The organism is Hydrotalea flava (assembly GCF_001623405.1).
Taxonomy (GTDB): domain Bacteria; phylum Bacteroidota; class Bacteroidia; order Chitinophagales; family Chitinophagaceae; genus Hydrotalea; species Hydrotalea flava.
This window is the reverse complement of record NZ_LUHG01000080.1, coordinates 53230-73652: the sequence shown is the minus strand read 5'-3', so window position 1 is coordinate 73652 and position 20423 is coordinate 53230. Positions and strand designations below refer to the sequence as shown.

The window sequence follows — 20423 nt, the reverse complement described above, 5'->3', positions numbered from 1 at the left end:
TTCTACTGAGGTCATTTTTGGGGTTAGGTGCTTAGGTTTTGCATGGCAAAAGAAGTTGTGCAACGGTTACCGATGTTGTGCCAACACCATATCAAACGCTTCCAAAACTTTTTGTCTATTTACAATAGGTTTTTATGGCATTGTCTGCATTTGTCGAACCCAATTCCCTTGCTTTGTTTAAATCCATACAACCACTTTCTTTTGTTCCCAAAATAATAATTTTCACAATTCCTCTAAAAAAATATGCATCAGCATCTGTTGGGTTTATTGAAATTGCTTTATTAAAATCTTCAATAGCTCCATAGCTATCTTGTAATTTGGCTTTTGCAAGCCCTCTATTAAGATATGCTTCTGCATCTGTTGGGTTTATTGAAATTGCTTTATTAAAATCTTCAATAGCTCCATAGCTATCTTGTAATTTGGCTTTTGCAAGCCCTCTATTAAGATATGCTTCTGCATCTGTTGTGTTTATTGAAATTGCTTTATTAAAATCTTCAATAGCTCCATTGTAATCTTGTAAATCGGATTTTGCAAGTCCTCTACCACTATATGCTTTAGCATCTGTTGGGTTTATTGAAATTGTTTTATTAAAATCTTCAATAGCTCCCTGATAATCCTGTAATATGGCTTTTGCAAATCCTCTACCAACATATGCATTAGCATCTGTTGGGTTTATTGAAATTGCTTTATTAAAATCTTCAATAGCTCCTTGATAATCCTGTAATTTGATTTTTGCATTTCCTCTACCACTATATGCTTTAGCATCTGTTGGGCTTAATGAAATTGTTTTATTAAAATCTTCAATAGCTCCCTGATAATCCTGTAATATGGCTTTTGCATCTCCTCTAACAATATATGCTTTAGCATCTGTTGGGTTTAATGAAATGGCTTTATTAAAATCTTCAATAGCTCCATAGTTATCGTGTAATAGGGATTTTGCAAGCCCTCTATTGTAATATGCTTCTGCAAATGTTGGGTTTAAAGAAATTGCTTTATTATAATCTTCAATAGCTCCTTGATAATCCTGTAATTTGGTTTTTGCAAGCCCTCTATTGTAATATGCACCAGAATTTGTTGGGTTTAATGAAATTGATTTATTAAAATCTTCAATAGCTCCATAGTTATAGTGTAATAGGGATTTTGCAAGTCCTCTATTGTAATATGCATTAGCATATGTTGGGTTTATTGAAATTGCTTTATTATAATCTTCAATAGCTCCATTATAATCCTGTAAATCGGCTTTTGCATTTCCTCTATTGTTGTATGCATTAGCATCTGTTGGGTTTAAAGAAATTGCTTTATTATAATCTTCAATAGCTCCCTGATAATCTTTTAACTCATTCTTTGCATATGCTCTGTAATAATAGGCATACTCACTATTTGGATTCATTTCTAAAATACTATAGCAATCTGAAATGATACCTTCGTAATCGTTTGCTGATACTTTTAGTTTTATTTCATCTAAAAAATCATTTTCAGATTTATTAATATTACTTGTTGCTGATGAATCAGGTGCATTGTTTTTGGATTGGGCATATTTAGAATAATCATAAGTTCCTTTCCCGTTAAAAATAGTAATGGTATTCGATTTTAAATCAATTTGTATTAATCCTAATTTGCTGATAGCAGATTGTCCAAACAGAAGCGGAGCTTTAATGTTTTTAATTATGGAGGCTTTAACATTAAACATTTTTAAACCTGCAATCTCAATTTCTTTAAGATTAATTGCAACACCTTCATTTATGTCACCATTAGCATCTAAATAGTTTGAAGTCCCAATAATATCTGCAGTGTCTAAATATCCATTCTTTAACATAAAAGATGCTTCCGTAAGTGAAATTGAAACATCAGATGCACCTGTATCAAAAATGAAGTTCAGATTTAGTCCGTTTACCTTACACGGAATCATAGATACACCTCCCTCCCTTTTCATTTTTATTACGGTTTGTGATTGCCCAATGTTTGAGAAACCCATGAGTAAGAGCAGTGAGAAGATAATATTCCGCATAAAAGGTGTTAATAATTTATTTGTTTTTTTAAACCGTTAAAGTTAGTGAACTGTCAGATGGCATTACCTACAACTCGCTAATATACGAATTTTTTCCATCCTGTTCCATTCCATTATAAAAATATTTTTTACTTGTTTACACTGCGTTATGCCCTTTTTGCAAAGTACATATATTTTTTTTCTGTTTTGTAAAGCCAACTACATAATACCATTGTTGTTGGCATAGGTGGGCAAAAACCGGGGGGGTGGGCACAGCCATACGCCGAGTGTGGTTTTATTGTTTTGATGTTGATATTTTACGCTGAGAGGGGGGCAATAGCATAATGCCTGTCCGTAATCTTTAACAAGCTCGCCGCTTGCTTTGTACTCCATAACAACACCCCGACAAATCCATAGATAATCTAATTGCCCGGTTTCGTACAACAGAGGCGTTCATGTCTTGCCCTTCGGGCAACACGAACGCCTAGTTATTGGTGGTAGTGTTTATTTTAGTCCTGAAAGAAGTTCCTTCAATTTTATCATATTTGGGTCTTTTTCTATAGGGTTAATTTTATTAAAGGAAATATTCGATATAGATGAATTTAAAATTTGGACTTTTTGAAGCATTGGGATTACATATTTCATGAAATGTGTAAAGTGTTCTGAAATGTCTTGATAACAGTTTGCCAATTTGTAACCTGGCTTTCCTGAATGGCTCACTATGAATAAACCTTCGTATCGCAGGTCTCGAATAAGTATCCGTATTTTCTCACTAGAATAGTGCGGAAAAAAGTTTGTTAAATAAACTAGTATCTCTTTTGTTGGAACAAGTCTGGTTGGGTTGATTTCACTTTGTAATCTTAAATAGTCCAAAAGCCTCGCCTTCTCCTTATTGATATTAGATTTTGGATTGTCAAAATACTTTTGGATCACGCTAAAATTCATTTGCTGTATTTGGCCATCAATTGCTGCACCGACTTTGGAACTACCAATTTTATGTGAATAATCAAATGGAAAATAATCGACTGAAATTCGTGAATGAATTATGTTATATATTTCTCTTGCCTTTTCATGAGAATGGCTCGTGCAAAATATTTTACCAACGCACCCACAGATAAAGTCAGCAAGTTGGATTAGCTTTTCATCTTTTTTATCATCGGCAAGTTGAAAACTTCGGTCAGGATGAAATAAGTCTTTTTGGACGCTCTTATTTACATATGCATTTAATTCGTGCATAAACTCTTCGCCAACTTTGTCAGCCCATATTGAATAGGCTTCATACTTTCTATTATACTTATTTATAAATAAGCTTTGAAAGTATTTGTAAAATACTCTTTTAAATTTCAGTCCTTCGCTATCTATTTTTGCTTTGTCAACAACTAAAACGTCGATATTAAAATCTAAGTCTGCAACTAATTCCGCCAAAATATTAAGTCGCTTGGTAAAATGTGCGTCTTTAATATTTGAGGATTTCATGTCTGGTCCTAACTTAAAATTTCTGCATAATTTAGTCCTTACATCTCTTGCTTTTTGGGTGTCCCCCTCATTTATTATTACAGAAGAATAAACAAAATGTGAGAACGTCCCTTTCTTCGAGAGATCGAGATGTGTATTGCCAAATTCGTCTATATAAATATTTGCTTTATTCAATTAGAATGTTTGTGTCAAGTAACATTACCGCTAACTCTCAAATATACAAATTTCACCCTCCTTTCCCATTCATTTATAAACATATTTTTTTGCTGATTTACACTGCGTTAAGCCATTTTTGCGACATACATATATTTTTTTTCCTGCTTCGTAAAGCCAACTTAGCTATTGGTTCCGGTACCCACCCCCTATTCATTTATCCACGCACTGCAGTATGCAGCTTCGCTACCCTTTCGCACATGGCTGCGGGGCTTTTATTTTTTAATATTTATTCAACGAAATGTACACATTATTTTTAATTTAAAAACCAAATTTTTCCATCAAAATATGTAAGTAGTTGTGCCCACAGCTTACCACCCTCCTTACCTCCTTCCGCCCTGCTTCGACCCTGCTTCGAGTCAACAGCGTTGCGCAACGCTGTTGATGGCTACTTATATGGGTAAATACTGCTGTAAAACAGGTACTGCAAATAGCAATACCCTTACCAAAATAAATAGCAAAAAAATGGCAGAAAAATTTGGAAACGGGGGCTGTAGGGTAGTATATTGTATACAAAAAATACCATATCGTATGGCTACCATCCCTTATCAGTTTATTTCGGGTACGTTTAACGGACTAACCTTTTATGTGGTAAATGGCCGGCAATTGGTGCGTACCAAAACAAGTATCAATCAACAACGCTTTAATACCGATCCGGCTTTTGAAAAGCTTAGGCAATACAGCGAATGGCTAAAACTGGCTTCGCCCATGGCCAGTGCTATTTACCGGCAACTGCCCAAACAAAAGGGGTTGCAACAACGCATTACCGGACAACTCATACAACTGCTTAAAAAAGGCGTGCCGCTGGCCGTGGCTGTGCAACGTTTAATGGCTGCTAATTTTCCTGTACAAAAACCGGTACAGCAACAACATGCAGTTGTATATACGAAACCGATTGATATGGTACAGGGCAATGCTACCAATGCTTTGCAGCAACCCACTATTGTAAAAAGGCCATGGCTTTTTTGGAAAGTGCATGCCGATATGCGTACTTAAACAAAAGGATGGCACCCAATTCATGGCACCATCCTTTATATTGGAATTTCAGACAGATCATCTGTTTATGCTTTCACTGCTTTAATAAAATTTCCGGCAGTATCAAAAATTAAATCCTGACCATTAACTTCGGCTTCGTAATGCACGGTACCATCGGCCTTGGTGATGCGTGAGGCAGCTTTTATTTTATAATTGGTAAATTTATTTTCAAGATATAGCATTATTGCAGGCGGTAATTCAGCTATTGCTATAACCACCTCTGTTTGCAATATATTTCCATTGGCATCAAAGCATATAACGGTTGCTTTTCCATTTTGCTGAAAAGCTGCTTCATAATTAGCATGCTCTTTTTCCCAAAATGGAATAACACCTGGATAATGTTTTAAAAAAGCTGTTTTTACCAATTTAGGAACATCCATTTTATACAATTGCTGCGCAAATAGCTTTCCGTTATATAAAACTAAGCATACAAAAAACAGTGTTATTTTTTTCATGACATTTATTTTGTTGTAACACATAAAAATTCAATATGGAGGTTTTAAAAAGTAAAATGCAGGCTTGCCCTTAACCCAAAAGACGGAGTATTGGGCTGATGCAGGTAAGTTAAACGCCAAATGGCATCTAATCTAAACACATGAAATATATTATCTATACCATAACCCACTTCTGTGTAAGGCACTCCATCTGGCACTTTAAAATGGTAATTGATAGTCTGGTCATAATAAGCATTTGCAATTTTATTGGCTTCTGTCATACTGCCTTCCAATGCCCTTACTGAAAACACACTTCGCCATTTTAAACGGTAAATCAGTGGTAAATGATTAAATGGAAAACCACCCAATTGCTGTTCCGCAAAAAAGCTAAGATACCTGTCGCTGGCAAACTCATACCGGTACATATTATTAAAGGCATATTGGTTGTAATAATACGTATCATTACCTTTTGCTACATCTAACAAAACAAGGGGCAACACACCATTCGTAATTCCAGCATTGAAAGCATATTTCAAATCTCCAACACCATGTATCATCAAGTGTTGGGAAATTGAAAAATGATATTTTTGATAGGCTAAATCTGATTGCAGGGCATAAATATTACTGGCAATTCCATTGGTGAAGGTAAATGCAACAATCGGAAATTTACTGCTGATGCTGCTGCGTTGAAAAGAAGTAATCACATATTTTTCTTTAAATGCGTAACGTACACCGAAGGATACATGGTTATCCCGGTATCCATCCATCTGCGGATTGGGATCATTCACAAGAATGGGTTTGTAATTCTGATAAGAGAAATAGGAATTAAACAGCGGACTCAACTGTTGGGTAGCAGTCTGAATATGAAAAGAGAGCCCACTTGCATAAAATTTTTGGTATTGAATCTGGAAAGAATGATTGTCTACTAAATAGATGGCTGAACGGGGTATTCGCAACAACAATGATCCGAAAAGGCTATTCTCGTTAAGTTCATCTGCATTATCTTTTAAAGGAGAAAAATCTTTTTGCCAGGAAAACCTGAGGGTTTCCCATGCATAATGATTGAATACAAACAGTGCATGGAATGCATATCGGGGTTTTTTGTCTTTCATACCCATTCCTATATATCCGCCTAACTGCAGTGATTTGCTAAACAAGGTATTGGTACGTAAACCCAGGTTAAACCGCTTGCCTTCTATATAGTTGGATGTAAATGATTTATACAGATTTCCAATATCTATTTTACCCATTGGGTAATATCCGGTTGCCAGTGTTTTTAACACATTACTATAGGTTTTAAATTCCGGAATTTGTTTCAGAGCATCTACTTTTTGATATAAATATTTTTTGGAACCATCAAAAGCAAACAGGTCATTATCGGTAGGCAGCATATTGTGCTGTTTGTTGCGTAAACCAACTTCAGGATGTGTAGAAGGTTCCCGAACCAAGGGTACAATGGGCTCATTCACCCGAACATTTTTATAAGCTTCTGTTTGAATGGCTGTAAAACCGGGTTGTTTATTAGATAGCAATTTAAATGAAATACTAGTATTACTTGCAGTTAAAGCATACACTGAATCACGCATTAAACTAAATTGCTGCTGTAAACGTATTTCATCTACCCAGTTCAAATTGGAGCCTTTTGCAGTTACCATACTCATTTCAGCAATGGCATACCGCTTAGCATCTACCCAAACATACCCTTTAAATGTATTACCACCTGCACTTAATGGTGCAAAATTAAGTTTATACAATGTTTGTGATTCTTTCACACTTGTATCGGTAATGGTATAATGATAATGATTGAGTCCATTGGCAGATAGTGGACTGATGAATTGAGCTTTTAAAAGTGTGATGTAATTGTCATAAATATTGATGGGCATTTTAAAATCGTCCATATTTTGAATAATACTTTCATTTTTAATGCCAGATGTTTTTTGTTGATACAGTTGATAGTTTTGCTGATGAGTAGTCAGATTAAATTGATAAGCCCCTATTTGTTCGTGTATAAAAACGGGTACATTCACTGTTGCAGTACCCTGTACTGCACTATCAAAAAACAATTGTTTAAAAGGCCTCAGCAATTTGCTTTGTATCATTTTATTTGATAAATGATTCACATCAATTTCAATGGCATGGTACACATCATACTGCAGGGTACGAAAAAAAGCAGGGTTATTGGCAGGTTTATGTTTCATGATTTTTTTAAACAGGCTGATGGCAGGATCATATCCTTTTGGATAAACAATTACATCCTGTAATATATTGTTGGTTTCCATTAATGCTACCCTAATTTTTGCATATAAATGAACTGGCACGGGATATAAAACAGGTGCATAACCCATGCAGCTAATGCGTAAAGTATCAGGAACAGGTGCATGATACAAATGAAACAAACCCAATGAATCGGTAACTGCCCCTCTTTTTTGATGCAACCATCGAATGGTTGCATTACGAATGGGTTGCTGAGTTAAGCTATCCGTAACCATTCCTTCAACAATAAAGCCCTGAGCTACAACTGCACTATGGTTAAAAAAAAGGCATATCCACAAGAAAGTTGCGTATAATATGGTACGGTATTTTAGCATATTTAAAAAAAGTAAAGGAAAGCCCTTTAGAAAAAGGGCTTTGGATATATTTCCGGCTATGTGATGCATCGAAACTGTACTATACTATGCCAGGAAAATATATTTTATGTTTGGGGTTGATGAATTAATTTAATCATGCTCTGTATCTGTTTCACAAGAACAACCCTCTTTAAATAATTTACCCGATTGCCCGGTTGAATCTTCGTATTGGCCGGTTTGTTCCACTTTTGTTTCTGTATTCAGCCATGCACCGTTAGTAGAAAACAATGCCAGTTGTTGCATACCGTTGATTATAAAGTATGCACAATAGCCCATACTATCTTTTACATACCATTTTACTGGAATAACCTTTGCATATTTTGTGGTAAATGAATCTCTCACTATTATAGGTATCGAATCGGCCGGAACTACCCTGCACAAATTTTTTATTTCATTTTTTTCATGTCCTTCTTTTTTACAGGCAACTAAAAAAAATGTACCCACAACAAAGGCGTGTATTAATATTTTGTAAATGGTAAACCTCATAAAAGTGTTTTCAGGTAAGATGCGGATCAAATGAAAATGGTTGGGTTACTTTTTAATTTTTAGAAAGAAATATTTATCCCTGCTTCAATACCCAACTGATACGGTATGGTTGAAGGCAGTTTACTATTGGTAATAGATTGCATACCCATCTGAAAATTAGGAGTCATAAATAAAGAAGTACCGGTTCGAAAAGCGTATTGAAAGGAGGTACCTGCAAAAACACTGAAATACATTTTCTGCAAACCCTGTAAGGAAGTAATTACTTCCTGTTCAGACTGGCTGCCATTTTCAATGCTTGTTTCTATGGAGGCATTCTTTAATACATTCAGTGCTATACCAACAGTGGGTGTTATCGACCATTTATTTTTATTCAATTGATAGCCCAATCTAAGTGGTACGCTGATATATTGCAAAGTATGTTTTGCCGTAGTGGTATAAAGACTGTCGCCAATTTGAGGTTGCACACTAAAAGAAGGTGATACATATGCATAGCCGGTTGAAGTAGTATATTTATACTGCACCAAACCATTGCTGTTTTGTGAAGCATAAATGGTTTTTGGCTGAATGGTTACGAATGACTGTGCGTACAGCAAACCTGTTGAAAACTGCCAATGCTTTACCCGGTATTGCGCCAAAACACCAATTGAATAAGATAGTTCATTATTCTCTCCCTGATTGCCTTGCTGATTGCCCTGTCCCGGTTGGCTAACACCACCCGATGTATTGTGTAAATAATTCATAAAATAGGGAGCAGCCACCAATGCAATTGAAAAATATTGCCGTGTTAATTTTGAAGATTTTGAAATGAGCATGGAGGAAAACGGTATGGAAGGTGCAATAGTAGTTGCATTGAACATGTATTTATTTTTTTCATAATTTAATTCATGAGCATTTGCAAACAATACAGGTGCAACAGAATATGCGGTTTGATAATTTTGGGTGTAAAAACTATCTTCAGCAGGTAATGGTGTGTTATTTATAGTTCTGTAAATACCAACAGAACGTAATAAATGAGCCGGAAAGGGAATAATAGCAGATTTTTGAGCCGGAGGATTTTTTTGTTGATTTGCATAAGAATGGATTTTATTTTTATTGAGGATTTTGCTTTCAGGCTGAGCCGAATAAGGGTTTACAGATGGCGCCATAATAGCTGTCTCGGATTTTTTTGAATGGTTTAATTCAGATAGCGACGCATTTTTATCAGATGGCATTTGCTTTCCGGAAGATGAGCCGGTTAATGCGCGCTGTACATCATCATTTTTCCCCTGATGAATAGAAGGGCGTATGGTTAATAAAAGCAGTGTTACAAATAATAAACATATAGCAATAATGGCAGCAGCACCTCTCCAATAAATAAATTTTCGTTTATATTTTTTATTTGCTTCGTTATTTAAATGGAGTGCAATATTTTCCCAAATGTCGGTATCGGGCATTTCACGCATATTATCAATATGCTGTTTAAAAATATCGTCTATATCTTCTAAAGGGTTACCCATGTTAATTGGCTATTTTGGTATGAATTTGAATTAAATGCTGTAATATTTTTCTGGCATCATGCAAATTAGACTTAGAAGTACCTTCACTGATATGCAACATTTCTGCAATTTCTTTATGTTTGTATCCCTCAAAAACATATAAATTGAATACTATTTTGTAAGCAGCCGGTAGTGATTGTACCAATTTTAATAAAACTTTGCCATCTATACGCTCTGCCATTTGTAAATACTCATCCGAACTTTGCTCTATATTTTCCATCGTAACAATGGGCATTAATTTATTTTTATCCCTGAATTTTGCAAGTGCGGTATTCACAAATATTCTTCTAACCCATCCTTCCAGTGAACCTGCACCATTAAATTGCGCTAAATTTTTAAATACTTTTAAAAAGCCTTCCTGAAGTAAATCCTCTGCATCTGGTTTCGTAGTGCTATACCGTAAACAAACAATCATCATTTTAGGTGCATATTTCAAATAAAACTGCTTCTGTGCATCAGGTTTTCCTGAAATACAGTCATGTATCAGTTCCTTTTCATCTTCATCCTGATATACTTTTGTCAAAACGCCAACATGGTTTTCTTGCATAGATGCTATTATTCTCAAAAAGGTTGGTTGAAAAAAAAAGTTATTCCTGGCGGGAATAACTTTTATTGCTTTTACAGATAATGAACTTACGCTTTTACAGCCTTGATAAAATTGCCCGCTGCATCAAAAATCAAGTCCTCTCCATTTACTTCGGCTTCATAATGTACGGTACCATCGGCTAATGTAATATGTGATGCTTCTTTAATTTTTTTACCCGGATGATTTTTTTGAATGTACTGGCGTACGGCAGCAGGTAACGCAGCTATTGGAATGGCTGCCTCTGTTTCAGATAACTTGCCATTGGCATCGAACAAAGCACTCATTTCTTTGCCATTCTGGTGAAAACCGGCTTCATAATTGGCATCCTCTTTTTCCCATTTGGCAGTAACACCGGGAAAATGTTTGGCAAATGCAGCTTTCACGGCAGCAGGCACCTGTGCCTCCTTTAATTTTTGTGCGGTTACTGTTCCGGCCATCAATATAACGCTGGCTAATAATCCCATTAACTTTTTCATACAGGTAATTTTTTAATGATAAATGAATTTGATACCGCAAATCTGCCACCGAATTATGAAGCAAAACTGTAGCAGCAGAAAGCCATTTGTTAAAAAAAAGAAAAAGCCAATGGCAGAGGTAATGCGGCTTTACAGCCATCAATAATGTTTCAACAATATTTAAACTGCTCCCGTACAATAGATTTGCCCCTTTTTTGTGCAACTCTACCGATTTAATGGCCTGAAACCCAAAACTGCCTTTTAATTTGCAAGCATTAACCTGAGCACCATTGTATGAAGAAAACTATACTTTATATTGTTATTTCATTTCTGTTACAGCAATCCGTAGCCGTTGCACAAAGCACCGGCACCATTCGGGGTATTCTCAAAGATTCGGTAGGGCATCAGGTATTGCGGGATGCTTCGGTACTGGCATTGAATGTAAAAGATTCTTCTGTTGAAGCATCTACACTTTCCGGAGCCGGTGGTGTATTTATTTTAAGAAATGTTCCCCTCAATAGCATTCTGCTGCAAATCAGCTTTCAGGGTTATGCTCCTTTTTTTAAAACTATTACACTGAGTAACACTAAAAACATGGTAAACTTAGATACCATTTATATGGCCATTCAGGCGAAAGACTTAGGTAATGTTACCGTGAAACAGGCACCCATTGCCGTTAAAAAAGATACTGTTGAATTTAATGCGGGCAGTTTTAATGTAAAACCCAATGCTACAGCAGAAGATTTATTAAAAAAATTACCCGGTGTGGATGTAGACAATACCGGTGCCATTAAAGCACATGGCGAAACCGTACAACGGGTACTGGTTGACGGTAAACGTTTTTTTGGCGATGACCCGAAGATGGCCACCAAAAACCTGCCTCCGGATGTGATTGATAAAATTCAGGTGTTTGATGATTTAAGTGACCAAAGTAAGTTTACTGGCTTTGATGATGGCAACCGGGTAAAGACCATTAATATTACTACCAAAAAAAATACACGGAAAGGTTATTTCGGTAAAGCAGTTGCCGGAGTGGGTTCAGATGAAAACTATGATGAAAGCTTTAACCTGCACCGCTTTGATGGCGACCAGCAAATTTCATTGTTAGGGCAGGCCAATGACATCAATAAACAGAATTTTACGCCACAGGATATTTTAGGCGGCAACACCGGTGGCAGAAGAGGCGGCGGACCACCACGTGGCGGAACGGCAGGTGTTAATGCTACCGGCATTACCACTACCTGGGCTGGCGGTGGCAATTATAAAGATACCTGGGGCAAAAGCACCGATGTTACGGCCAGTTATTTTTACAATAACCTGCATACTACCAACGATCAGCAAAGCCTTACCCAAAACCTGTTACCCGGCGATTCTTCTACTTTCAACAATCAAAACCAGTACAGTATTTCCCGCAATCAGGACCACCAAATTAATATGAATATTGAAAGTACATTAGACACCAATAATTCCATTATATTCAGGCCCAATGTGGTGTTTCAAAAAAGTACACCTAATTTTTCCACTTCCACCCTTACTACCGGTGGCTTAGCCGGTAAACAAATTAATCAATCGGTAAGCACCGGTTCCAGTACCAATACCGGCTTTAATATCAACAATGCCAACCTCATGTTCCGGCATAAATTTGCTAAAAAATCACGCACCTTTTCGGCCAACGTAAATGTGAGCGCAGGAGCCAATAACGGCGTTGGTTTTACGTATGCTGTGAATAATTTTTATGTACCCTTTGTTAAAACAGATACCATTAACCAACGGTATATAGATTCCAGCAATAATTTTAGTATTAGCCCCACCCTTTCGTACACCGAGCCCATTGGCAAAAATCAGATAGTTGAACTAAATTATAATTATAGCTATACCAGCAACAATAGCGTGAACAAAACCTATAACTACGATGCCAATGCGCACGACTATTTACAATTCGACAGCCTGTTCAGCAACTCGTATCAATTCACGGCACAATCCAATCGCTTTACGTTGAACTATCGTATGCAAAAAGAAAAGATGCGTTTTAGCCTGGGTTCGGGTATTCAGTGGTTAGATCAAAAAAGTTTAAACACCACCAAAAACATTTTAGTGAATACGCATTTTGTGAACCTTACGCCAACAGCTAATTTCATGTACAGTTTTTCACGCACCAAAAACTTACGTGTTTTTTACATGGGGCGCACCGGGCAACCTTCAGTTAACCAGCTACAACCCTTAAAAACCACTTCCGATTCCATCAATTTTCAAATAGGCAACCCCGATTTAAAACCACAGTTTACACACAGCATCCGGGCATTGTACACTTCCTTCGACCCGGCTACCCAGCGGGTCATCTTTGCCACCGTCAATGCATCGGCCGTTACAAACGATATTCAAAGCTCAATCATTCAAAATGCCAATGGCGGTAAAACCACCACCTATGCCAACTTAGGCGGTACCTATAATTTTTCGGGTTACCTTAACTATGGTTTCCCGCTCAGCAAACCCAAATCCAATTTAAATTTTGCCACCAACATTAATTATAACCAAAGCCAGACGCTGGTGAACAACGTGAGTAACTTTACGTACAATACCACATTGGGGCAAACCATTAAATGGACCACCAACCTGAAGAAGATATTTGATATGAACTTTAGTTCAACCACTACTTATAATATTGCACGTTATACTTTACAGCCCAATCAGAATGCCAATTTTTATACCGAAACCTTATCAGCAGAAATTACCTGGTACAGTAAATCGGGTTGGATTGTTGCATCCAATTTTGATTATACCTACAATGGCAACCGTGCCGCAGGTTATAATACCAGTGTGCCCTTGTGGTCGCCCAGCGTAGCCAAACAGGTATTCAAAAACAAAGCTGGCGAGTTCAGGTTATCGATTTTTGATTTGCTGAATCAAAACACCAATGTTACCCGAAATATTACGGCCAATACCATTCAGGATGTACGCAGCAATGTATTAACACGATATGTAATGTTAGCTTTTACCTATAACCTGCGCAATTTTGCCGGTCAACAGCAAAGAATGCCCGGTATGTTCCAGGGTATGTTCAGAGGCATGGGGCCCGGTGGCTTTGGCGGTGGCATACGGAACTTTAGAAACGAACCATAGTTAGTTTTATGTAATCATAAACACCCACGCTACAATACCCTACCATAGCGCATGTTAGTCCTGCCGCCACAAAAATGTGGCGGCATTTTTTTTCATGCAGCAGTCATTTTTTGAATTAACGATAATTTTTTAAAGAAAAACGTTTTTTATTTAGAAACTATATTACTTTTACGGCCTGAAATTACCGTTGACAACATTTATATTGAACAACATTGAAACAGAAGGCAACCCATACTCATCTTTTCGTAAACTGCTCCAATCAATTGGACCAAGCCTCTGCATTGGGTAACAGCAACTTCCTCTATTTACTGCGACGACCTCGTATCTAATATTCACACACCCGACTCTTTCCTGATTGGAATGGCCTTGTAAAGGCCTGCTTTCTATTTTCAAACATTGTATTTAAAATATTGAACCAGAAGTGGATAATCAACAAGAAATTATTGTACGTGTTGCGCATCATTTAGATACGCACTATGCATTGCGCATTACAGATGAGATGGAATCGTCGGCGAAAGCCCGTGGAACCGGCATTGCCAAACGCTCACCCGAGTATGTGGCCGCTAAAATGCTGGAAGGCAAAGCCGTAATTGCCGTTACCACCACCGGACAATGGGTTGGTTTTTGCTATATTGAAGAATGGAGCCATGGTAAATTTGTGGCCAACAGTGGTTTAATTGTAGCACCCGAATTCAGAAAAACGGGCGTAGCCAAAAAAATTAAACAGCGCATCTTCCAACTATCCCGCGAAAAATATCCGGAAGCCAAAATATTTGGATTAACTACCGGACTGGCTGTGATGAAAATTAACAGCGAGTTGGGTTATGAACCCGTTACCTATAGCGAATTAACTGATGATGAGGAATTTTGGGCCGGTTGTAAAAGCTGCGTGAACTATGATATTTTAATGAGCAAGGAAAGAAAAAACTGCATGTGTACCGCTATGCTGTTTGATCCGAAAGATAAGCACGAACCCAAAGAAACCACTGCTAATTTTGAAAAGAAACGCAAAGTGTATGAACGCCTGCTGCGTTTAAAACAATTGAGCTTTGGAAAAATTTTTAAGCGCAAAGAAACCAATGGCAACCCTACCAAAAATAAAAGCCTGTTTCACGCCTTCTTACCATTTTAAACAACCGATGCATTAAAATATTAAAAGCATGAAAACCAAAAAAGTTGTATTAGGATTTAGCGGTGGCTTAGACACCACCTTCTGTGTAAAATACCTGAGCGAAGACAAAGGTTATGAAGTACACAGCATTATAGTAGATACCGGTGGTTTTACCGAGGCTGAATTAAAACGCATTGAAGCACATGCCTATAGCCTGGGTGTTAAAACACATACCACGGTAAATGCCGTGCAATCGTATTACGAAAAAATTATTAAATACCTAATATTTGGTAATGTATTGAAAAACAATACCTATCCGTTAAGTGTAAGTGCCGAAAGGCTTAGCCAGGCACTGCATATTGCCGAACATGCCCAACAACTGCAAGCCGATGCCGTTGCCCATGGCAGCACCGGCGCCGGAAATGACCAGGTACGTTTTGACATGATTTTTCACATCATAATACCCGGTGTAGAAATTATTACCCCCATCCGCGATTTACAACTGAGCCGTGAAGCCGAAATTGATTACCTGAAACAAAAACAGGTAAATATGAATTTCGAGAAAAGCATGTATTCCATTAACAAAGGATTATGGGGTACCAGTGTAGGCGGTAAAGAAACCCTGAGCAGCAAAGGCATGTTGCCTGAATCGGCATGGCCCACACAGGTAACCAAAACACAGGAGGAAGAAGTAGAGTTGGGTTTTGTACAAGGAGAATTATTTTCAGTAAACGATACCCCATTTGCGCACCCCACCGATGCCATTAAACATTTACACAGTATAGCTGCGCCTTTTGGCATTGGCCGCGATATTCATGTGGGTGATACCATTATTGGCATTAAAGGCCGCGTTGGTTTTGAAGCAGCCGCACCCATGATTATTTTAAAAGCACACCACGCTTTAGAAAAACATGTACTCACCAAATGGCAGTTAAACTGGAAAGATCAATTGTCAGCTTTTTATGGCAACTGGTTACACGAGGGCCAGATATTAGACCCCGTGATGCGAGATATAGAAGCTTTTTTAACCAATAGCCAGCAACAGGTTACCGGAAAAGTGTTTGTACAATTAATGCCTTATCGCTTTCAGGTTATCGGTATTGAATCGCCATTTGATTTAATGAACAGTAAATTTGGAAAATACGGTGAGATGAATACCGGTTTTACTGGCGAAGATGTAAGAGGCTTCAGCAAAATTTTTGGCAACCAGATATCTATCTATCATAAAGTAAAGGAACAGCACCATGCAGAATAAAATAAAAGTGGGCATTATTGGCGGTGCAGGGTATACCGGTGGCGAATTAATTAGATTGCTGTTGCACCACCCTTTCGCAACCATTCATTTTGTGCACAGTAACAGCCACGCCCATCAAAAAATTAGTGCTGTACATACCGATCTGGAAAGCGATACCAACCTTCAATTTACCAATGCATTAAAGCAGGATGCCGATGTATATTTTTTATGCGTAGGCCATGGCGCTGCCAGAAAATTTTTGGAAGAACACACCATTGATGCTTCCATTCGCATCATCGATTTATCGCAGGATTTTCGGTTACAACAACATGCGTCAATGGGCGAACGTCACTTTGTGTACGGTTTACCCGAAATGAATAAAAAAGCCATCCAATCGGCCCGTAATATTGCCAATCCGGGTTGTTTTGCCAGTACCATTGAGTTGGGTTTACTGCCCTTGGCCAATGCGGGTATTTTGGGCGATGTGTTCACAACCGGTATTACCGGCTCTACCGGTGCGGGACAAAGTCCCTCGGCTACTACACATTTCAGTTGGCGCTCCAATAATATTTCCGCCTACAAAACCCTACAGCACCAGCACATTCATGAAATAGGACAAACTTTAGAACAATTGCAGGGCAATGATGGGATTGCCGTTCATTTTATACCCTGGCGGGGCGATTTTACAAGGGGTATTTACGTAAGCTCAATGATAGATTGCGCCTTTCCTTTAAACGAATTAAAAGAAATGTATCAACTATATTATTGCGAAGCAGTCTTTACCCATGTATCAGATACCATGATCGATTTAAAACAGGTAGTGAACACCAATAAATGCCTCATCCATTTAGAAAAACAGGGCAATAAATTAGTGGTACACAGTGCATTAGATAATTTATTGAAAGGCGCATCGGGACAAGCCGTACAAAATATGAATCTGATGTTCGGATTTCCGGAAACAGCCGGTTTACAATTGAAAGCAACGGCATTTTAAATAGATAAAAGCAACAGGAACGCATAGCATAACGGTATAGTATAGTACATCACAAAAAAAACAACAACACAGCCAAAAGGCTGTAACAGCATAAAACAATTGCATAAAAAAAATTAAACAAGTAATCCCATGAAACTTTTTGAAGTGTACCCATTGTATGATATTGCCATAACACGGGCAGCAGGCGCTTATGTTTGGGACGACCAGGGTGTACAATATTTAGACATGTATGGCGGCCATGCCGTTATCAGCATTGGACATACCCACCCGCATTGGGTAAAAAGAATAGAACAACAATTAGAAAAAATTGCTTTTTACTCCAACTCCGTACATTTACCCATACAACAAGAGCTGGCCGATAAACTGGGTAAAATCAGCGGCAAACCCGACTACCAATTATTTCTGTGTAATAGTGGCGCTGAAGCCAATGAAAATGCTTTGAAATTAGCCTCTTTTTATACTGGCCGGAAAAAGATGGTAGCCTTTTCAAAATCGTTTCACGGACGTACCTCCCTTGCTGTAGCAGTAACCGACAATCCGGCTATTGTAGCACCGGTGAATGAAACCGACAATGTGGTATTTCTTCCCTTTAATGATGTAAGCGCATTGGAAAACTATTTTGCAGAAAATGGGAAAAACATAGCTGCAGTAATTGTAGAAGGCATTCAGGGTGTGGGCGGTATCAATATGGCTTCAGAAGCATTTTTACAAACTATTCGCACACAATGTACTGCCCACAATGCCGTTTTTATTGCCGATAGTGTACAATGTGGCTATGGCCGCAGCGGCCGCTTTTTTGCACATGATTATGCTAATGTAGCCGCCGATATTTATACCATGGCCAAAGGCATGGGTAACGGATTTCCCGTTGCCGGTATTTTAATAGCTCCGCATATACCTGCCAAATATGGCATGCTGGGTACTACCTTTGGCGGTAATCCTTTAGCCTGTGCAGCAGCCTTAGGTGTTTTGGAAGTAATGGAACAGGAGAACCTGATTGAAATGGCCAAACAACGCGGCATGTATATCATGAATAAATTAAAAGAATTTCCTGAATTGGAAAATGTACGTGGCCGTGGATTGATGATTGGATTTGATGTGCCGGATTATTTAAAAGAATTGCGTAAGAAACTGATATTCCAATTCAACATTTTTACCGGTGAAGCCAAACCTAATACCATTCGCTTATTGCCCTCATTGGCTTTAACCCGCAAACAAGCCGACGAATTTTTAGAAACCTTACGGGAAGCCATTGATGCAGTAAAAGAAGAGCAAGGCTTATTGGAAAAAACCGAACAATAAATTACCCATCATACCCTTTCAACTACATTACATGAAACAGTTTATCAATGTATATGATGTATTAACGCCGGAGATGCAACACACCGGCACTGCCATCAACAACATGGTAGGAGCGGCATTGGCTTATAAAGCCCATCCGTTAAAAGATCAACATTTAGGCAAGAACTTACGTATAGGTATGTTGTTTCTTAACCCCAGCTTACGTACCCGTTTAAGCACACAGGTAGCCGCCGCTAATTTGGGTATGGAAAGTATTGTGTTTAATGTAGACAAAGAAGGATGGGCATTAGAGTTTGAAGAAGGTGCCATTATGAGTGGCAATACGGTTGAACATATTAAAGATGCTGCACCCATTTTGGGCAGCTATTTTGATGTGTTGGCCATACGCACCTTTCCCTCATTAAAAAACCGGGAAGATGATTACAGCGAATTATACATCAACCAGTTTATTCGCTATGCCGGTGTACCGGTTATTAGTTTAGAAAGCGCTACCCTACACCCCTTACAATCGCTCACCGATATTATTACCATACAGGAAGATTTACTGCGTAAAGTCGGTACCGCACAAAAAAAACCAAAAGTAGTACTTACCTGGGCACCGCATGTAAAACCCTTACCGCAATGTGTAGCCAATAGCTTTGCACAATGGGTTAATGCATGGGGTGAGGCCGATTTTGTAATTACGCATCCGGAAGATTATGCCTTAGATACCCAATTTACCAACGGTGCCACCATTACGCATAACCAAACAGAAGCATTACAAGATGCCGATTATGTGTATGTAAAAAACTGGAGCACCTACCACGACTATGGCAAAGTATATGAAAACGACCCGGCCTGGATGTTGACCAATGAAAGGCTGGCACTTACCAATAATGCCAAAGTAATGCATTGCCTGCCGGTTAGAAGAAATGTAGAATTGAGTGATGAAATATTAGATGGCCCCAACAGCCTGGTAACGACAGAAGCAGGTAACCGCGTATGGGCCGCGCAGGCAGTATTGGCCAATATTTTACAAACCCTGAAACAAGGCTAATGGAACAGGTATTTATTTTAAAAGTAGGCGGCAATATTATTGATGACGAACAGCAACTCGCTGCTTTCCTGCAGGCCTTTGCCGAAATAGCAGGAAAAAAAATATTGATTCATGGCGGCGGTAAACTGGCTACCCGCATGGCAGCACAATTACAAATACCACAACAAATGGTGGGCGGACGCAGAATTACGGATGCAGAAACGCTTAAAATTGTTACCATGGTGTATGCCGGCTACATTAATAAAAATATAGTAGCCCAATTGCAATCTTTTCAATGTAATGCAATAGGTTTAACCGGCGCCGATGGCAATTTAATACAAGCCCACCAACGCATACACCCAACTATTGATTATGGTTTTGTGGGCGATGTAGATGGTATTAACACCGCATTATTACAACAATTGCTCAACAACAATAGCAGTGTAGTAGTAGCGCCTATTACCCATAACGGCAATGGACATTTACTGAATACCAATGCCGATACCATTGCGCAGGAAATAGCAACAGCGCTGGCACCACACTATGCAGTATCGTTAATTTATCTTTTTGAAAAAGCAGGCGTATTAATGAATGTAGATGATGATACATCGGTGGTTCCATTGATCACACCCCAAATATATGCACAACTGAAAGCACAGGGAATTATTGCAGATGGCATGCTGCCCAAATTAGAGAATGCGTTTACCGCATTGCAAAAGGGGGTACAGCGTGTTATAATTGGCAAAGCAAACGTATTATCCAAACTATTGCAGGGTACTTCCGGTACCACCCTTACTTTGGGAACATAAAAAA

16 protein-coding genes are annotated in these 20423 nt (G+C 38.3%); 8 read left to right on the top strand and 8 right to left on the bottom strand.

Features of this window, described 5'->3' with window-relative positions:
* Window positions 1-115: 115 nt before the first annotated feature.
* A complete protein-coding gene (locus tag A0F92_RS09120; protein ID WP_167516973.1) occupies window positions 116-1933 on the bottom strand; it encodes a tetratricopeptide repeat protein in 1818 nt (605 codons plus the stop codon).
* A 558-nt stretch (window positions 1934-2491) separates the two neighbouring features.
* Complete coding sequence (locus tag A0F92_RS09115; protein ID WP_068244619.1) at window positions 2492-3637, bottom strand: DUF3800 domain-containing protein; 1146 nt, start codon at window positions 3635-3637, stop codon at window positions 2492-2494.
* Between the two features lie 504 nt (window positions 3638-4141).
* Here A0F92_RS09115 and A0F92_RS09110 point away from each other — a divergent pair.
* Window positions 4142-4672 carry a hypothetical protein gene (locus A0F92_RS09110; protein WP_167516972.1) on the top strand — a complete coding sequence of 177 codons (531 nt, stop codon included), beginning with the start codon at window positions 4142-4144 and terminating at the stop codon, window positions 4670-4672.
* Window positions 4673-4737: 65 nt separating this feature from the next.
* Here A0F92_RS09110 and A0F92_RS09105 read toward each other — a convergent pair whose 3' ends face one another.
* From A0F92_RS09105 to A0F92_RS09080, 6 genes are all read right to left on the bottom strand, one after another.
* Window positions 4738-5166, bottom strand: coding sequence for a PepSY-like domain-containing protein (locus A0F92_RS09105; protein WP_068244615.1), 429 nt, complete (start codon window positions 5164-5166; stop codon window positions 4738-4740).
* 44 nt (window positions 5167-5210) lie between these two features.
* Window positions 5211-7733, bottom strand: coding sequence for a DUF5686 family protein (locus tag A0F92_RS09100; protein ID WP_167516971.1), 2523 nt, complete (start codon window positions 7731-7733; stop codon window positions 5211-5213).
* A gap of 129 nt (window positions 7734-7862) precedes the next feature.
* Window positions 7863-8258 carry a hypothetical protein gene (locus A0F92_RS09095; protein WP_068244608.1) on the bottom strand — a complete coding sequence of 132 codons (396 nt, stop codon included), beginning with the start codon at window positions 8256-8258 and terminating at the stop codon, window positions 7863-7865.
* Window positions 8259-8317: 59 nt separating this feature from the next.
* Window positions 8318-9754, bottom strand: a complete 1437-nt coding sequence (locus A0F92_RS09090; RefSeq protein ID WP_068244605.1) for a hypothetical protein — start codon at window positions 9752-9754, stop codon at window positions 8318-8320.
* A 1-nt stretch (window position 9755) separates the two neighbouring features.
* Window positions 9756-10340: an RNA polymerase sigma factor gene (locus tag A0F92_RS09085; RefSeq protein WP_068244602.1), complete on the bottom strand. Its 585-nt coding sequence runs from the start codon at window positions 10338-10340 to the stop codon at window positions 9756-9758.
* 86 nt (window positions 10341-10426) lie between these two features.
* The gene (locus A0F92_RS09080; protein ID WP_068244597.1) at window positions 10427-10855 is read right to left on the bottom strand and encodes a PepSY-like domain-containing protein; all 429 of its coding nucleotides are present in this window, start codon (window positions 10853-10855) and stop codon (window positions 10427-10429) included.
* A gap of 273 nt (window positions 10856-11128) precedes the next feature.
* Between A0F92_RS09080 and A0F92_RS09075 the strand changes: the two genes are divergently transcribed.
* The 7 genes from A0F92_RS09075 to argB all read left to right on the top strand — a co-directional run bounded on the left by A0F92_RS09075 (window position 11129) and on the right by argB (window position 20419).
* The gene (locus A0F92_RS09075; RefSeq protein ID WP_068244593.1) at window positions 11129-13954 is read left to right on the top strand and encodes a TonB-dependent receptor; all 2826 of its coding nucleotides are present in this window, start codon (window positions 11129-11131) and stop codon (window positions 13952-13954) included.
* A 421-nt stretch (window positions 13955-14375) separates the two neighbouring features.
* Complete coding sequence (locus tag A0F92_RS09070; RefSeq protein WP_253810313.1) at window positions 14376-15086, top strand: GNAT family N-acetyltransferase; 711 nt, start codon at window positions 14376-14378, stop codon at window positions 15084-15086.
* A gap of 28 nt (window positions 15087-15114) precedes the next feature.
* Window positions 15115-16320 carry an argininosuccinate synthase gene (locus A0F92_RS09065; protein ID WP_068244591.1) on the top strand — a complete coding sequence of 402 codons (1206 nt, stop codon included), beginning with the start codon at window positions 15115-15117 and terminating at the stop codon, window positions 16318-16320.
* A complete protein-coding gene (argC, locus tag A0F92_RS09060; RefSeq protein WP_068244587.1) occupies window positions 16310-17293 on the top strand; it encodes an N-acetyl-gamma-glutamyl-phosphate reductase in 984 nt (327 codons plus the stop codon). The genes A0F92_RS09065 and argC overlap by 11 nt, the downstream gene beginning before the upstream one ends.
* Window positions 17294-17422: 129 nt before the next feature.
* Complete coding sequence (locus A0F92_RS09055) at window positions 17423-18595, top strand: aspartate aminotransferase family protein (RefSeq protein WP_068244584.1); 1173 nt, start codon at window positions 17423-17425, stop codon at window positions 18593-18595.
* A 31-nt stretch (window positions 18596-18626) separates the two neighbouring features.
* On the top strand, window positions 18627-19631 hold the full coding sequence (locus A0F92_RS09050; RefSeq protein ID WP_068244581.1) for a Rossmann-fold NAD(P)-binding domain-containing protein: 1005 nt from the start codon (window positions 18627-18629) through the stop codon (window positions 19629-19631).
* On the top strand, window positions 19631-20419 hold the full coding sequence (gene argB, locus A0F92_RS09045; RefSeq protein WP_068244579.1) for an acetylglutamate kinase: 789 nt from the start codon (window positions 19631-19633) through the stop codon (window positions 20417-20419). The genes A0F92_RS09050 and argB overlap by 1 nt, the downstream gene beginning before the upstream one ends.
* Window positions 20420-20423: the final 4 nt, after the last annotated feature.

Excerpts from the sequence above, each read along its gene's own strand:
- A0F92_RS09120 (WP_167516973.1), bottom strand. The coding sequence starts at position 1,933 with ATGAAAAGGGAGGGAGGTGTATCTATGATTCCGTGTAAGGTAAACGGA.
- A0F92_RS09110 (WP_167516972.1), top strand. The coding sequence starts at position 4,142 with ATGGCAGAAAAATTTGGAAACGGGGGCTGTAGGGTAGTATATTGTATA.
- A0F92_RS09105 (WP_068244615.1), bottom strand. The coding sequence starts at position 5,166 with ATGAAAAAAATAACACTGTTTTTTGTATGCTTAGTTTTATATAACGGA.
- A0F92_RS09100 (WP_167516971.1), bottom strand. The coding sequence starts at position 7,733 with ATGCTAAAATACCGTACCATATTATACGCAACTTTCTTGTGGATATGC.
- A0F92_RS09095 (WP_068244608.1), bottom strand. The coding sequence starts at position 8,258 with ATGAGGTTTACCATTTACAAAATATTAATACACGCCTTTGTTGTGGGT.
- A0F92_RS09090 (WP_068244605.1), bottom strand. The coding sequence starts at position 9,754 with ATGGGTAACCCTTTAGAAGATATAGACGATATTTTTAAACAGCATATT.
- A0F92_RS09085 (WP_068244602.1), bottom strand. The coding sequence starts at position 10,340 with ATGCAAGAAAACCATGTTGGCGTTTTGACAAAAGTATATCAGGATGAA.
- A0F92_RS09080 (WP_068244597.1), bottom strand. The coding sequence starts at position 10,855 with ATGAAAAAGTTAATGGGATTATTAGCCAGCGTTATATTGATGGCCGGA.
- A0F92_RS09075 (WP_068244593.1), top strand. The coding sequence starts at position 11,129 with ATGAAGAAAACTATACTTTATATTGTTATTTCATTTCTGTTACAGCAA.
- A0F92_RS09065 (WP_068244591.1), top strand. The coding sequence starts at position 15,115 with ATGAAAACCAAAAAAGTTGTATTAGGATTTAGCGGTGGCTTAGACACC.
- argC (WP_068244587.1), top strand. The coding sequence starts at position 16,310 with ATGCAGAATAAAATAAAAGTGGGCATTATTGGCGGTGCAGGGTATACC.
- A0F92_RS09055 (WP_068244584.1), top strand. The coding sequence starts at position 17,423 with ATGAAACTTTTTGAAGTGTACCCATTGTATGATATTGCCATAACACGG.
- A0F92_RS09050 (WP_068244581.1), top strand. The coding sequence starts at position 18,627 with ATGAAACAGTTTATCAATGTATATGATGTATTAACGCCGGAGATGCAA.
- argB (WP_068244579.1), top strand. The coding sequence starts at position 19,631 with ATGGAACAGGTATTTATTTTAAAAGTAGGCGGCAATATTATTGATGAC.